Source organism: Dactylosporangium vinaceum, from assembly GCF_019904175.1.
GTDB lineage: Bacteria > Actinomycetota > Actinomycetes > Mycobacteriales > Micromonosporaceae > Dactylosporangium > Dactylosporangium vinaceum.
In genome coordinates this window covers 6,502,302-6,516,387 of sequence record NZ_CP061913.1, presented here as the reverse complement: position 1 = coordinate 6,516,387, position 14,086 = coordinate 6,502,302, and the positions used below count along the sequence as shown (strand labels likewise).

Here is a 14,086-nt window from a genome sequence, read left to right as displayed (position 1 = left end):
ACAGTCTAGCGACAGCAGATGCTGTCATCACCGTGGTAGCGTCGGTGACGACAGATCCTGTCGTCACCGCTGGGAGGACCCCGCATGCGCACACTCCGCTTCCACGACCACGGCGACCCGGCCACCGTCCTGCGCCTGGAAACCGCCGAGCCTCCGCAGCCCGGCCCGGGCCAGGTCCGCGTCGCCGTGCAGGCGTGCGGGCTCAACGCCGCCGACTGGGCCCTCTGCCGCGGCCTGTTCCCGGGCACCCTGCCCCGCGGCGTGGGCCTGGAGGTCGCCGGCACCGTCGACGCGCTCGGCGCGGACGTCGCCGGCGCGAGCATCGGCGACGCGGTGTTCGGCCCGGCCCCGTTCACCGGCCCGGCCGCCGGCGCCTCGGAGTTCGCGGTGCTCGACACCTGGTTCCCGCGGCCGGCCGGGCTCGACCCGGTCGCCGCGGCCGCGCTGCCGATGGCCGTCGAGACGGCCTACCGGGGCCTCGACGCGCTCGGCGTCGGCGCGGGCACGACGGTCCTGGTCAGCGGCGGCGGCACGATGATCGGCTACGCCGCCGTGCAGATCGCGGCCCACCTCGGCGCCCGGGTCATCGCCACCGCCGGCACCACGTTCGCCGGTGCCCTGCAGGCCGCCGGGGCGCAGGTCACCCCGTATGGGCCAGGCGTCGCCGAGCGGGTCACCGCCCTGGCCGGCGGGCTCGTCGACGTGGCCCTGGACGCGGCGCCGCCGAGCGGCGTGCTGCCGGAGCTCGTGCGCACCGTCGCCGCGCCCGGGCAGGTGCTGACCCTCAGCGACATGGCCGCGGCCGGACCGCTGGGCGTGCGCACCGGCATCGGTGACACCGGCATGCGGCTGTGCCACTTCGCGATCCCCGAATACGCCGCGCTGGCCGCGGCGGGGCGCTTCACGATCCCGGTGGCCGCGGTGCACGACCTGGACGACTGGCGCGCGGCCCTCGCGACAAGCCTTTCGGGTCACGCCCACGGCAAGCTGGTGCTGCGGATCGGTCGGTAAAGTCGCGGCATGAGAGCCACCGGAACCTTCAGCGTCAAGAGCTTCGTCCCCACCGACGTGGTGCCCGACCCGCCGATCGAGACCGCGCTGCCCGTGGGCGTGGCCCGGCTGGAGAAGCACTTCGAGGGCGAGGTCGAAGGCCGCGCGGCCACGCTGTTCACGGCGGCGTTCGACCAGGCGTCGGGCGCGGGGACCTACGTGGCGATGGAGTCGTTCGAGGGCAGCGTCAACGGCCGCGCCGGCACCTTCAACTTCGTGCACTCCGCGTCGACATCGGGCGGTGACCGTACCGGCGAATATTTTGCGATCGTCGCCAACAGCGGCACCGCCGAACTGGCCGGCATTACGGGCGGCGGCGGCCTCGGCGTGGACGACGACGGCACTCACCGCGTCTGGTTCGACTACGAGCTGTGACGGCGAAAAACCATTTGACGGTGCCGATAATCTGATCCTCCGTGCTTCCGAACGGGTGGGGGTTGCCCACCTCGTGAAGGAGCACCCTCGTGTCACGCCCGCCAACCCTGGCGTTCCTGCTCGTCACCGTCGCCGTCGACATGCTCGGGCTCGGGCTCGTCGTGCCGGTCCTGCCGTCCCTGCTGAGCGCCGTCACGGGTGACCCCGCGACCGGCGCACTCTGGTCCGGCTGGATCGGCGCCGCCTTCGGGGTCACCCAGTTCATCGGGGCGCCGCTGCTCGGGCGCCTGTCGGACCGCTACGGCCGCAAGCCCGTCCTCGTCGGCGCGATGCTCGCGCTCGGCGTCGACTGGCTCGCCCACGCCACCGCGAACACCCCGCCGGCCATGCTCGCCGCGCACGCCTTCGCCGGGGCGCTCGGCGGGACGGTCACCGTCGTCAACGCGTACATCGCCGACGTCACCGAGCCGCCGGGCCGCGCGAAGGCGTTCGGGTATGTCGGCGCCGCGTTCTCCGTCGGCTTCGTCGCCGGCCCCGTCATCGGCGGCCTGCTCGGCGCCGCCGACCCGCGCCTGCCGTTCTTCGCCGCGGCCGCGCTCGCCGGCGTCAACGCGCTCTACGGCGCGCTGGTGCTGCCCGAGTCGCGGCCCGGCGACCGCGGCACGAGCCTGGCCTGGCGGGTCGCCAACCCGGTCGGTGCGATCCTCGCCCTGGCCCGCCGCCCCGGCCTCGGCCACCTCACCCTCGCCCGCTTCCTCGGCGACATCGCGCGGATGGCCAACCAGTGCACATGGACGTTCGTGATGATCGCCCGCTTCGCCTGGTCCCCGGCCGTCGTCGGCGCCGTGATGGCGGCCGGCGCCCTGCTCGGCGCCGTCGTCTCGGGCACCCTGGCCGGCCCGTTCGTCACCCGCCTGGGCGTCCGCCGCGCGGCACTGGTCTCCGGCTGGGCGGGCGCGGTGAGCCTCGCCGGCTTCGGGCTGGCCGGCCCGGCGCTCATCGTGCCGTGCATGGCCCTCGGTTCGCTTGCCGCTCTGGGGGGTACCGCCACGCAGACCTGGATCACCACCCGCACCGCCGCCGACGAGCAGGGCGCCGTCCAGGGCGCCCTGACCGGGATCGCCGCGATCGCCGAGGCGGGCGTGCCGGCGGCGGCGACGGCCGTGTTCGCCTACGGCGTCGGGGCCGGCGCGCCCGGCCTCGTCCTCGTCCTGGCCGGCGCGGTCGGTGTCGCCTCCACCGTGGTCCTCGCGCGGGCGCCGCGGATGTAGCGCGGAAGGCCGGCCCTCACCGGGGTATCTGGACGGAGAGGCAGAACGGGTGCCCCGCCGGGTCGAGCAGGACCCGATATCGATCCGGCGCGGGCTGCCCCGGCAGCAGCGTGGCTCCGAGCCGGACCGCCGCCTCCGCGGCCGTGTCGAGGTCGTCGACCGACAGGTCGACGTGCACCTGCTTCGGCACGGCCGGGTCGGCCCAGGTGGGCGGCCGGTGGTCGGCGACCCGCATGGCCGCGAACCACCCGTAGGCCGTGCGCACCGCCACGAACTCGTCCCCGGCCGCCGCCACCTCACCGCCGAGCATCGCCGCCCAGAACCGCGCGAGCTCCTCGGGGTCGCTGCAGTCGAACACGATGGAGGCGAATCGAGCGACGGCCATACGCCCACCGTAGCCCGGCGCCGGCATGGTCGTCAGTCGTCGGGGGTGTCGGGCGCCTGGCGCAGCAGCGGGCTGGCGGCGGCGGCCCCGGCGACGATCGACACCACAAGCGCGATCGAGGTCTGCCCGGCCAGGCCGGCCTCCTGGACCGACGTGGTCGTCGTGAGGTGCATCTGCGCCAGGTACGTCCCCAGCGCCGCGAGGACCTCGAACCGCAGCACCGTCACGGCGGTGAGCGCGCCCACCGCGACCGCGCAGCCGACGGCCCACAGGGACGCCGGCAGCCGCTTGAAGACGCCCACCAGCGCGAGGATGCCGACGGCGATCACGCAGGCGACCGCGAACCCGTCGAGCATGCCGGGGATCGAGTGCTGCAGGGCGTCACGCAGCGCGGTGTTCTGGCCGGCGTCGTACAGCTGGCGCAGCCCCGGGTCGCCGCCGTCACGGACGGTGAGCCGCCCGTCGGGGAACAGGTCGAGCACGAGCCGCCGCCCGGTGTCGGCGGAGCCGTTGCGCGTATCGCCGGTGAACGTGCCGGCCGCCCACGCCCCGGTCGTCAGCCCCACCAGGGCCACCGCCGCGCCGATCGCCGCGACCGCGGCCAGCCCCCGCCCCGCCCACACCCGCCACACCGATGCCACGCTCCCCCCAAACCCCTGGACCGCTGTCGATGACACCGTACCGTGAGCCGGCCGGAGGGCACGAACACCGGCCGCGCGGCACTGCGCCCGGCGAGACATCCGCGCCCCCTGCGTCGTCGGATGGGGCGAAGCCATCACAACGGAGGGCGAACACCATGACCGAAGCACTCAAGTCCCGGCTGCCCGACCCGCTCCCGCTGCTGCCCGACGTGGGCTCGCTCGGCGCCGCCATGTCGAGGCTCATCGACAACGGGGCGGTACCACAGCCGACGATCGGGCTCGTGCAGCTGCGGGCCGGGCAGATCGTCGCCAGCAGCTACCACACCGTACGGCAGGCCGCGCTCATGCGGGCGGCGGGAGAGTCAGCCGAGCGCATCGACTCGCTGCCGTCGTGGCGGGACTCGCCGTACTTCACCGCCGCCGAGCGGGCCGCCCTGGCGCTCGTCGAGGCCGTGCTCACGGCGAACCCGGCGGGGGAGCGGGTGAGCGACGAACTGTTCGCGGAGGCGGCCGCGCATTACGACGACAAGGCATTGTGGACATTGACGGCGGCCATCGGGCAGATACTGTTCTTCGTGCCCGTCGCGCTCATCGCCAAGCCCATCCCCGGCCGGCCGATCGGGCAGAACTACGACAAGTAATGTGTCGCGTGTGAATGCACCGACGGCCTGGGACGGGCAGCGGATCGACGCCATCGCGCCGGGGACGCTGCCCGGCCTGGGGCGGGTGCAGAACCTGGTGCGCAGCGTCCGGACGCCCGAGTTCGAGGGTGTCACGTTCCACGAGGTCCTGACCAAGAGCGCGCTCAATCACGTGCCGGCCACCAGCGCGATGCTGCCCGGCGAGTGGACGCTCAACCCCTACCGCGGCTGCACGCATGCGTGCGCCTACTGCTTCGCGCGGCCGACGCACGAGCATCTGGGGCTCGGCCTCGGCGCCGACTTCGACGCGCAGATCATCGTGAAGGTGAACGTCGCCGAGGTGCTGCGCCGGGAGCTCGCGACGAAACGGGTCCGGCCCGAACGGGTGGCGTTCGGCACGAATACCGATCCGTATCAGCGGGCTGAGGGGCGGTACACACTGATGCCGCCGATCATCGATGCGCTCACCGGGGCCAGGGTCCCGTTCTCGATCCTGACCAAGGGCACGCTCATCCGGCGCGACCTCGACCGGCTCGCCGCCGCCGCGCAGAAGGTCAACGTGGAGCTGGGGCTGTCGATCGCGTACCTCGACGATGACCTCCAGCGCACGCTCGAGCCGGGCGCACCGTCCACCGCCGCGCGCCTCGACACCCTGCGGGCCATGCGCGACGCCGGGTTCGCCCCTACCGTGTTCCTCGCGCCGATCCTGCCGTACCTGACGGACAGCGCGGAGCAGCTCGACGCCACGATCGCCGAGCTCGCCGCGGCGGGCGCGGCAAACGTCCTGCCCACGTCGCTCTACCTGCAGAAGGGCGTCAAGGACCTGGTGCTGCAGTGGCTTCGGCGGCGCTACCCCGAGCTGCTCCCCGCCTACGCGGACCTCTACGCGACCGGCTCCCGGACCCCCCGCGCCTACCGCGACACCGTCAAGGCCCGCGTGCACCAGGCCCTGCACCGCCACGGCCTGCCCGTCCCGGACGACTCCACCGAGGACAAGTTCGCCCTCCTCGGCAAGCGCCGCCCCCCACCGCCCCCGCCCGAGCCGACCCTGTTCTGACGCCGCGGTCACCGGCCCGCCCCGGCCGGGCCGCCCGGCACCACAGCGGCCGAGACGGGTGCGGGCGTCCGGCGCGCTGCTAGGCCCGGGGAGCGTTCGAAGCCGGCTCGGGGTGGTTGCCGTCCGCGGCCTCGGCGGGCCCATCCTGCTCGCCCGGCCGCGGCGCGCGGCCGGGGCCGCCTTGTGCCGGAACGGCACCACGGACGGGTCTGCGGCCCGCGCGGCGCGGGCGGACCGTGAACAGGGCCAGGGCGAGGGCCATCGCGGCCAGGCCGGCAAGCGTGCGGGCGGTGGCCGGCTCGTGGAGCAGCAGCAGCCCGATCACCGTGGCGAACGCCGGCTCCACGAGCACCAGCGTCGCCGCGGTCGTGGCGGGCGTGCCTTCCAGCCCGCGCCCGAAGAGCACGTATGCGCCGACGGTGGCGACGGCGGCGAGATAGCCGACGACCGCGACCCCGGACGGCGTCGCCAGCCACGCGCGGGCCGTGACGAGCAGCGGACTCATGAGGACGCCCGCCCCGGCGAACGCCGCGGCCATCATCGACCGCGACGGGCAGCCGCGGCGGATCGCCGTGTGGCTTGCCATCGTGAAGACCGCGTACGCCAACCCGGCGGCCGACCCGCACACGACGCCCAGCGCACTGAGCCCGCGCCCGTCCGCGCCGCCGGCCAGCAGCGCGCTCGCCCCGGCCGCCGCCCCGGTCGCCGCCAGCCACACCCGCGACGGCCGGCGCCCGCTCGTCACCGCGACGAGCAGGCCGCCGAACAGCGGGATGCTCGTCATGCTGACGACCGTGCCGACGGCGACGCCGTTCAGGTGCATCGCGGTGACGTAGGCGGTCTGATAGCCGGCCATGGCCACGGCCGCCGTCACCGCGAGCAGCACGCCGCGGGGGGTTGCGCGGACGTCCCGCACCATCGAGCGTCCGCCGGCCACGACGACGAACAGCGCGCTCCCGGCGGCCATCCGGGCCGCGGCCACCCCGGGCGGGCTCGCGGACGCCGGGAGGAACGCCATCGCCGGCCCGACGGTGCTCCACGCCGCGGCGGCGAGCACGATCGCGAACGGCGCCGTCCCGCGCCGGCGGTGCGGGACCTCCGGCGGCTCGGCAACACGGATGGCCACGTCGGCGGGCGTCGTCAACGTCCACGGCTCCTCGGGGGTCACACGGCGCGGCGGGTCCGCGACCGACCGCGATGTGATCACCCACGCACGCCGGCGGGCACCGCCCACGACGGCGACCCCACCCCCGCGCACGGCTGACCCCGAACGTGTCCTCCGAGGTGAACGCGGCGGGTCAGCGCGCTGTCAGCAACTTGTCGCGCCCCGGCCGGGATCGTCCGGTCCGGCGGTCGATGATCGCGCCGGCCGGTTCGCCATCGGCGGCGCGGCCGGCGTCAACCGGCCGATCGGCGCGACCGGCCGGTGGGTGCGCCGGCTCGGCGGGGCGATGCGGTGCCGGGGCCGTGCGATGCAGGCCGTGCGGTGCAGGCTGCGCGGTGGCAGGCCGTGCGGTGGCAGGGCTGTGGTCTGCCGGGGTCTACGACAGGACCTCGTCGCGGTCGGGCTGGTTGATCTCGGCCCAGACGGCGTCGAGGGAGAGGCCGAGGACGGCGGCGATGGCCGCGATGGTCGAGAAGGCCGGGGTGGCGACGCGGCCGGACTCGATTTTGCGGAGCGTCTCCGGGGAGACCCTGGCGTGCAGCGCGGTCTCGAGCATGGAGCGGTCACCCCGGGCCCGGCGCAGCAGCGCACCGAGGCGCTGGCCGCGCTCGACCTCGTCGGCGGTGAGGGGCAACCTGACCATGGACCGATTCTAGTACCGGGATAATATGCCCGGGATAGTTATTGGTCGCGACGAGGAAGACGGCACATGATCGAGATCCTGGAGCTCACCGACCTGCCCAAAGCCCGTGAGACGGGCGCCGTGGTGGCCGGCATCCTGCAGGCCATGAAGAGCCGGGCCACCGTCGGCACCAATCTGCTGGACATCGACAGGTGGACCCAGGCCATGATCGCCGAGGCCGGGGCGACCTCCTGCTACGTGGACTACGCGCCGTCGTTCGGGCGCGGGCCGTTCGGCCACTACATCTGCACGTCGGTCAACGACGCCGTGCTGCACGGCCGGCCGTACGACTACACGCTCGCCGACGGCGACCTGCTGTCCCTGGACCTGGCTGTCGAGAAGGCCGGCGTCGTCGCGGACTCGGCGATCAGCTTCATCGTCGGCGACACCCGCCCCGCCGCGGACCTGGCCCTGATCGACGTCACCGAGCGCGCACTGCAGGCCGGCATCGCCGCCGCCGGCCCGGGCGCCCGCGTCGGCGACCTGTCGTACGCGATCGGTACGGTCCTGAGCGACGCCGGCTACCAGATCAACACCGAGTTCGGCGGCCACGGCGTCGGCTCGACGATGCACCAGGACCCGCACGTCTCCAACACGGGCCGCCCCGGCCGCGGCTACACGCTGCGCCCCGGCCTGCTCCTGGCCCTGGAGCCCTGGATCATGGCCGACACCGCGAAGCTCGTCACCGACGCCGACGGCTGGACGCTGCGCAGCGCCACCGGCTGCCGCACCGCCCACACCGAGCACACGATCGCCATCACCCCGGACGGCGCCGAGATCATGACCCTGCCCCGCACCTAGCCGCACCCGGCCGACGCGACCGCCCGCCCGGCGAACCACCGCGCCGCGCTCCCGCGCTGAGGCCGAGACGCGCTGCCGTGGGGGCCATCCGTCCCACCGGGGTACGGCCTGCCGCGGCCGGCGCGCCGGTGACGCCGCGCGGGTTGCGCGCGGCCATCCACTGTGTGGGAGCGTTCCCACGCCGGCGGCCGGAGCGTCTAGGGTCGCGGGGTGCTGGCCGTCATCTGGAGTGCCATCCGTGCCCGTCGCGGGCCTGCCGTCGTCATGGCGTTGCTCGTCGCGGTCACCGCCGGTGGGCTGGGCGCGGCCGGGTGGTTCGCCGATCGGGAGGCTGCCGCCGCGACCGCCGCGGTCGTCGCTGCCGCCCCGGCCGGGCAGCGCACTGTCGGGGTGCGCGGGAACATCACGCTCGGCGCGGACGCGGAGCAGGCGCTGCAGCGGTTCCGGGCCACGACCGAGGCGGCCGCCGCGCTGCCGGTCGAGCGGGGCGTGGCCGGTGTGCAGCTCCCGGGGGCGTACGGCCAGACGCAGAGCGAGCTGCGCTACCGCGACGACGCCTGCGCCAACATGGCGCTCACCGGCGTGTGCCCGGCCCGGGCCGGCGAGGTGGCGCTGCCGGGCGCGCTGGCCCGGCGCCTCGGCGTGGCGCCCGGCTCGCGGCTCGTTCTCAGCCCGGCGCTGAGCCGGACCCCGCTCACCCTCACGGTCGTCGCCACCTTCGAGCCGCGCGACCCGCTCGGCTGGTGGTGGAGCACGCAGCCCGGGGGCGACGCCGGGTACACCGTCCTGGACACGATCGCCGGCGCGGCCAGCCCCGCCTACTGCACGTACGACCTGCTGCTCGCGCCCGCGCACTTCACCGGCGGTGACCGGGCGGCGGCCCCGGGTGCGGTCGAGCGGCTCCGGCGTGACTTCCCCGAGGTCGGCTCGCAGGCGGTGGTGCTGAGCAAGGCGGTGGAGGCGGAGCGGTACGCGGTGACGCACGGCATCGTCGTCGCCGCCGTCCAGCTCGTCGCCGTCGGGTGGATCGCGATAGGGGTCGGCGCCTGGTACGCGGCCGAGGCCCGGCGCGCCGACGCCGCCCGCATCGCGCTGCGCGGAGCCCGGCGCCGGCGGGTGCTCGTCGCCACCTCCGGACAGAGCGCCCTGCCCGCGCTCGTGGGCGCGGCCGTGGCGGCCGGGCTGCTCACCGGCGTGCTGCACCGCCCGCTCACCGCCGCCGCCGTGGTGCTCGCCGGCGCCCTGGTGCTCATTGTGCTGGCCGACTGGCGGCTCACCCGGGCACCCGTGCAGCGGCTGCTGCGGTCCGCCCCGCCCCGCCGTGTCCCCCTGGCCGCGGCGGTGCTCGACCTGGCGGTCGTCGCGCTCGCGGTCGCGGCCGGGTACCAGTCGGCGGTGACCGGCGAGGCCCCCGTCGACGGATACGGCCTGGAGCTGCTCACCCCGGTCCTGTTCGCGACGGCCGGCGCGGTGCTGCTGACCCGGCTGCTGCTCCCACCGGCCGTCGCCGCCGGGCGCGCGGCCCTGGCCCAGGGGCGGCTCACCGGCGGCCTGACCGCGCTGTTCCTGGCCCGGCGCACCTCGGCGTATCGGATCGTGCCGGTCCTCGCGGCCACCGCCTGCCTGTGCGGGGTGGCCGCCCAGGACTGGGCCCGGGCCGACGCGGCCCGGCTGCACCGAGCCCGGGCCGAGGTCGGGGCCGACCGGGTGCTGAGCGTCGCTCCGGTACCGCGGGACCGTCTCCTGGCCGCCGTGCGCACCGCCGACCCGACCGGCCGCAGCGCCATGGCCGTCGTCGTGTCGGGCGCGTCCGGCCCCGGCCCCCGCGTCCTCGCCGTCGACGCACCCCGCCTGGCCGCCGTCGCCGCCGCCGACATCCCCGCGCTGGCCCTCGACACCGGCCCGGCCGGGTCCGGACCCGGTGGCGGCAGCGGTGCCGGCCCGGCGGACGGTGCCGGCGGGGCCGGTGGTGCCGGCCGGGCGGATGGCGGTGGCGGCGCGGGCGGCGGCGGGGCCGGCGGCGTGGTCAACCGGCTGCATCCGCCGGCTCCGGCGCCGGTCGCGGTCACCGGGACGGCGCTCGAGCTGCGGGCGGCCGCGGACCGGGCGGTGACGGTGAGCCTGACCCTCGCCGTGGCCGGGACCGGGGAGACCGTCCGCGCCGACTTCGGCACGATCACCGACATCCGGGTGTACCGCGCGGAAGTCCCCGCCTGCCGCACCGGCTGCCGGCTCGTCGCGCTGGATCTCGACGGCGCCCCCGGAGCGGTGCTCGACCTCACGGAGCTGCGGGCCGACGGGAAGGTCGCGGTCGACGGGCCCGGGTTCGCCGATCCGGCCCGGTGGCGCACGGCGATCCGCGACGACACCGCCACCGGCGTCCAGCGGCTGCGCGGGGCGGGCGGGATGCGGCTGGCCGCCATCGTCCCGGCCGGCGGTGAGCAGGTCGACCGGCACGTCTACGCCGTCGACGCGCCGCTGCCGCTGCCCGTGCTCGCCACCACCGGCGCCCTGCGCGAACCCGAGCGCAGCGGCAGCCGCGAGCTGACGGTGGCCGGCCTGCCCGTCCCGGTCCGCCCGGCGATCTCCGACGACCTGCCCGCGCGGGGCGGTGGGGTGATCATGGTCGACCTCGAGTATGCGAACCGGCTCACCACCGGCGCGGCCGTCACCGGCGACGTCGACCAGGTCTGGCTGGCCGCGGGCGCCCCGCCGGGCCTCGTCGACCGGCTGCGGGCGGCCGGGCTGCAGGTCATCGGGGAGGACTCGATCGCGGCCGGGCGCGACCGCCTGGCCCACCTCGGCCCGGCCGCCGCCCTGCGCTTCCACCTCCTCGCCGCCGCCCTGGCGCTGCTGCTCGCCTGCGCAGCGCTCACCACCGTCGCCGCCGTCCAGCGCCGCGGGCGCCGGGCCGAGATCCTGGCCCTGCGCCGCCAGGGTGTGCCGGCCCACGTCCTGCGGGCGGCGGGCCGCTGGTCCGCGCTCGCCCCGGTCGCCCTCGCGCTGGGCATCGGCCTGGTCGCCGCGGCCTGCTCCCGCCGGCTGCTGCGATCCCCGGTCCGCCCGTTCACCGACGGCTGGCCCGTCACCGAACCGCCCGTGTCCGCCGTCGCCCTGCTCGCCGCCGTGGCCGTCGCCGCCGCCTGCTTCGCCGCCGCCGCGCTCGTCTCCGGCCGCGACGGGAGCAGCCGATGACCGCGCTCGTGCTCGCCACGCTGCGGGCCCGGTGGCGGCCGGCTGTGGCGCTGTTCGTGCTGGCGGCGCTCGCGTCGGCCGGTGTCGCGCTGGCGCCGCGGTATCTGGACCGGACCGAGGAGGGGCTGATCGCCGATCAGGTCGCGGCCGCGCGGCCCGATGAGCGGTCGATGGTGGCCTCGCAGACCGTCGAGCGCAACGACGTCGGGGACATGGACGGCCGGTTCGAGCGGGATGGGGCGCGGCTGCTGGACGCGCCCGGGTTCAGCCTGGTGTTCTCGGCGTCGTTCACCGCACAGCCGGCCGACCGGCCCGCGGTGTTCCTGGACGGGACCCGCACGGTGGCGTACCGCGACGACGTCTGCGCGCACGTCCGGCTCGTCGCGGGGCGGTGCCTCATGGGTCAGGGGGATGCCGTCGTCACCGGCGAGACCGCGCGGCGACTGGCGGTACAGCTGGGGGATCCGCTGTCGTTGCGTGCGTCGGCGTACGACTCGCAGTCGTCGCGGTTCGTGGCCGAGGGCAGCCCGGGGTACTTGACGGTGGTCGGGATCGTGCAGCCCGTGACGGCGGCGTACTGGGGGCGCAGCTCCGCCGAGGGGACGGTCTTCGTCGATCGGCGCACCTTCGACGGGTTCGGTCGCCGCTCCGAGCTGCAGACGATCGACGCGTATCCGCAGGACGGTGCGGTCCGGGCGGCCACGCTGCCGCGGCTGCGGGCCTGGCTGGACCGGCGCGCGGCGGAGGGCGGCGACCCGCAGGTGACGATCGGCCTCGTCGGCCTGCTCGACCGCATCGACGCGGCCCGGGCGGCGGCGCGCACGCCGGTGCCGTTCGCGGCGGCTCCGGTGGCGCTGCTCGGCTGCGCGGTGCTCCTGTTCGCGGTGGCGGCCGGGGCGCGGGTGAACCGGTTCGAGCACGGGATCGTGGCGCTGCGCGGAGCCCGGCGGACCAGCCGGTGGGTGCTGGCGATCGCCGAGCCCGCACTGCCGGTGCTCGCCGGTGGGCTCGTGGGGAGCCTGGCCGGCGCGGGCGGGGTGCCGTCGGCGCTGCAATACGGGATCGCGCTCGCCGCCGCCGCGGTGCTCGCCGCCGCCGTCGTGGCCGTCCGGTCGGTCTCGGCGCCGCTGAGTGACATGCTGCGGCGGGTCGACCGGCGCGGCGCACGGTGGCGCTCGGCGACGTCGGAAATCCTGGCCGGGCTGCTCGCCGTCGTGGCCGTCGTGCACTTCCACACGTCCGGGGACACCGTGTATGGCGTGGCGCCGCTGACCCCGGCGCTGCTCATGCTCGTCACGGCCCTGCTCACCGCCAGGGCCCTGCCGATCGTCGCCGCCCGGGTCGCCGGGGCCGCGCTGCACCGGGGCCGGCCCGTGACCGCGCTCGCCGCCCTGCGCCTGGCCCGTCAACCCGCCGGCCGCCGGCTGCTCATCGTGCTCGTGGTCGCGGTGGCGCTGCTGGGCTTCGCGACCACCGGCGTGACGGTGGCCGCCGCGACCCAGAACGCGCGGGCCGACGTGGCGGTCGGGGCCGGGCGGGTGCTGAGCGTGGCCCCGGTGACCCGCCAGCGGCTGCTGGCCGCGACCCGGGCCGCGGACCCGGCGGGTCGCTACGCGATGGCGGTCGTGGCGCTGCCGGACCTGCTCGCCGTCGACGCCCCGCGGCTGTCCACTGTGGCCATCTGGCCGGCCGGCGCCGCCGACCGGGCACCGGCCGACGTGGCCGGGGCGCTGCACCCGATCCCGGCCACGGCCCCGGCCGTCCTGCGGGGCGCCACGGTCTCCTTCGACATCACCGTGACCCGGCTCGACGAGCTCAGCCCGGAGCTTGTCGCGTTCCTGGCGCCGCAGGACGGCACGAAGAGCCTGGAGGTGCGCCTCGGGCGGCTGCAGCCGGGGCGGCACACGTATCCGGGTGCGGCCGCCTGCACGGCCGGCTGCCGCCTGGCCGGCCTCGGCCTGGACCTGCCCCGCACCTCGGGTCCGACTGTCGCGCTCACCCTGCACGACCCGCCGACCCGCGACTGGCGCACCCCGCCGGGCGGCTCCGTCACCGCGGCCGCCGACGGGGTCGCGTTCACCGTCCAGGCGGGCGGCCGCGCCGACGCGGGCCTGCTGCAACCGGCCGGCATCCCCGAGCGCATCCCGGTCCTGCCGACCGGTCCGCTGCCACCGGACGGCCTGCTGGGCAGCCTCGACAGCACGCCGATCCCGGTGGCGGCGGTCGGGGCCGCGCACACCCTGCCCCGGCTGGGCGGGCGCGGGACGCTCGTCGACCTCGAGTACGCCGACCGTCTCGCCAGGGACTCGGGTGTCACCGACGCGGCCGAGGTCTGGCTCACCCCCGACACGCCGCAGTCCATTGTGGACGCCCTGACCGCCGGTGGCCTGACCGTCACCGGGGAGCGCACCGTCGAGGGCGAGCGGGCGCTGCGCAACCGCTCCGGCGGCGCCCTCGGCATGCGGTTCTCGCTGCTGGCCGGGGTCGCCGCCGTCCTGCTCGGCGCGGCCGGCCTCGTCGCGACAGCCCTCGGCGTGAACCGTGCCGACCTGTCGGCGCTGCGCCGCCAGGGCGTCCCGGCCCGGGTGACGCGGCGGGTCGAGCCGGCGGCGACGCTGGCCCTGGTGGCCGTCGCGCTCGTCGCCGGCACCCTGGCCGCGGCGGTGGCGTGGCTGGCGATCGGGCGCTACCTGCCGGCCGTGGACCCGGACACGCCGCCGGCCCCGGCGCCGCTGGGGCTGGCCCTGGGTGCGGCGGCGGCCGTCCTGTGCGTCAGCGCGTGGCTGCGGCAGCGGCTCGCCGCGGGCTGAGCCGCAGGTGCGG

The 14,086-nt window shown here is 76.3% G+C and carries 12 protein-coding genes; 8 read left to right on the top strand and 4 right to left on the bottom strand.

The genetic code is table 11. The features are described 5' to 3' along the window. Window positions 1-84: 84 nt before the first annotated feature. The 3 genes from Dvina_RS29295 (at window position 85) to Dvina_RS29285 (ending at window position 2,696) form a co-directional block, all read left to right on the top strand. Window positions 85-1,011, top strand: a complete 927-nt coding sequence (locus Dvina_RS29295; RefSeq protein WP_223092554.1) for an NADP-dependent oxidoreductase — start codon at window positions 85-87, stop codon at window positions 1,009-1,011. A 9-nt stretch (window positions 1,012-1,020) separates the two neighbouring features. Continuing rightward, window positions 1,021-1,425, top strand: coding sequence for a DUF3224 domain-containing protein (locus tag Dvina_RS29290; protein WP_223092553.1), 405 nt, complete (start codon window positions 1,021-1,023; stop codon window positions 1,423-1,425). Between the two features lie 89 nt (window positions 1,426-1,514). Then, a complete protein-coding gene (locus Dvina_RS29285) occupies window positions 1,515-2,696 on the top strand; it encodes an MFS transporter (RefSeq protein ID WP_223092552.1) in 1,182 nt (393 codons plus the stop codon). A 16-nt stretch (window positions 2,697-2,712) separates the two neighbouring features. On the opposite strand, the gene Dvina_RS29280 is transcribed toward Dvina_RS29285, so the two are convergent. Next, complete coding sequence (locus Dvina_RS29280; RefSeq protein ID WP_223092551.1) at window positions 2,713-3,081, bottom strand: VOC family protein; 369 nt, start codon at window positions 3,079-3,081, stop codon at window positions 2,713-2,715. Between the two features lie 32 nt (window positions 3,082-3,113). Then, window positions 3,114-3,722, bottom strand: coding sequence for a hypothetical protein (locus Dvina_RS29275; protein ID WP_223092550.1), 609 nt, complete (start codon window positions 3,720-3,722; stop codon window positions 3,114-3,116). A gap of 155 nt (window positions 3,723-3,877) precedes the next feature. On the opposite strand from Dvina_RS29275, the gene Dvina_RS29270 reads away from it, so the two are divergent. Beyond that, a complete protein-coding gene (locus tag Dvina_RS29270) occupies window positions 3,878-4,363 on the top strand; it encodes a carboxymuconolactone decarboxylase family protein (RefSeq protein ID WP_223092549.1) in 486 nt (161 codons plus the stop codon). A gap of 10 nt (window positions 4,364-4,373) precedes the next feature. Next, window positions 4,374-5,420 carry an Rv2578c family radical SAM protein gene (locus Dvina_RS29265; protein WP_223092548.1) on the top strand — a complete coding sequence of 349 codons (1,047 nt, stop codon included), beginning with the start codon at window positions 4,374-4,376 and terminating at the stop codon, window positions 5,418-5,420. 79 nt (window positions 5,421-5,499) lie between these two features. Here the strand turns inward: Dvina_RS29265 and Dvina_RS29260 are convergent, their stop codons facing one another. Together Dvina_RS29260 and Dvina_RS29255 are read right to left on the bottom strand one after the other, a co-directional pair. Further along, window positions 5,500-6,627: a DMT family transporter gene (locus Dvina_RS29260; RefSeq protein ID WP_223092547.1), complete on the bottom strand. Its 1,128-nt coding sequence runs from the start codon at window positions 6,625-6,627 to the stop codon at window positions 5,500-5,502. A 334-nt stretch (window positions 6,628-6,961) separates the two neighbouring features. After that, on the bottom strand, window positions 6,962-7,228 hold the full coding sequence (locus tag Dvina_RS29255; RefSeq protein WP_223092546.1) for a helix-turn-helix domain-containing protein: 267 nt from the start codon (window positions 7,226-7,228) through the stop codon (window positions 6,962-6,964). A gap of 66 nt (window positions 7,229-7,294) precedes the next feature. Between Dvina_RS29255 and map the strand changes: the two genes are divergently transcribed. From map to Dvina_RS29240, 3 genes are all read left to right on the top strand, one after another. After that, window positions 7,295-8,068 carry a type I methionyl aminopeptidase gene (map, locus tag Dvina_RS29250; protein ID WP_223092545.1) on the top strand — a complete coding sequence of 258 codons (774 nt, stop codon included), beginning with the start codon at window positions 7,295-7,297 and terminating at the stop codon, window positions 8,066-8,068. Window positions 8,069-8,278: 210 nt separating this feature from the next. Continuing rightward, window positions 8,279-11,263, top strand: coding sequence for a hypothetical protein (locus Dvina_RS29245; protein WP_223092544.1), 2,985 nt, complete (start codon window positions 8,279-8,281; stop codon window positions 11,261-11,263). Continuing rightward, window positions 11,260-14,073 carry a hypothetical protein gene (locus tag Dvina_RS29240; RefSeq protein WP_223092543.1) on the top strand — a complete coding sequence of 938 codons (2,814 nt, stop codon included), beginning with the start codon at window positions 11,260-11,262 and terminating at the stop codon, window positions 14,071-14,073. The genes Dvina_RS29245 and Dvina_RS29240 overlap by 4 nt, the downstream gene beginning before the upstream one ends. Window positions 14,074-14,086 lie beyond the last annotated feature (13 nt).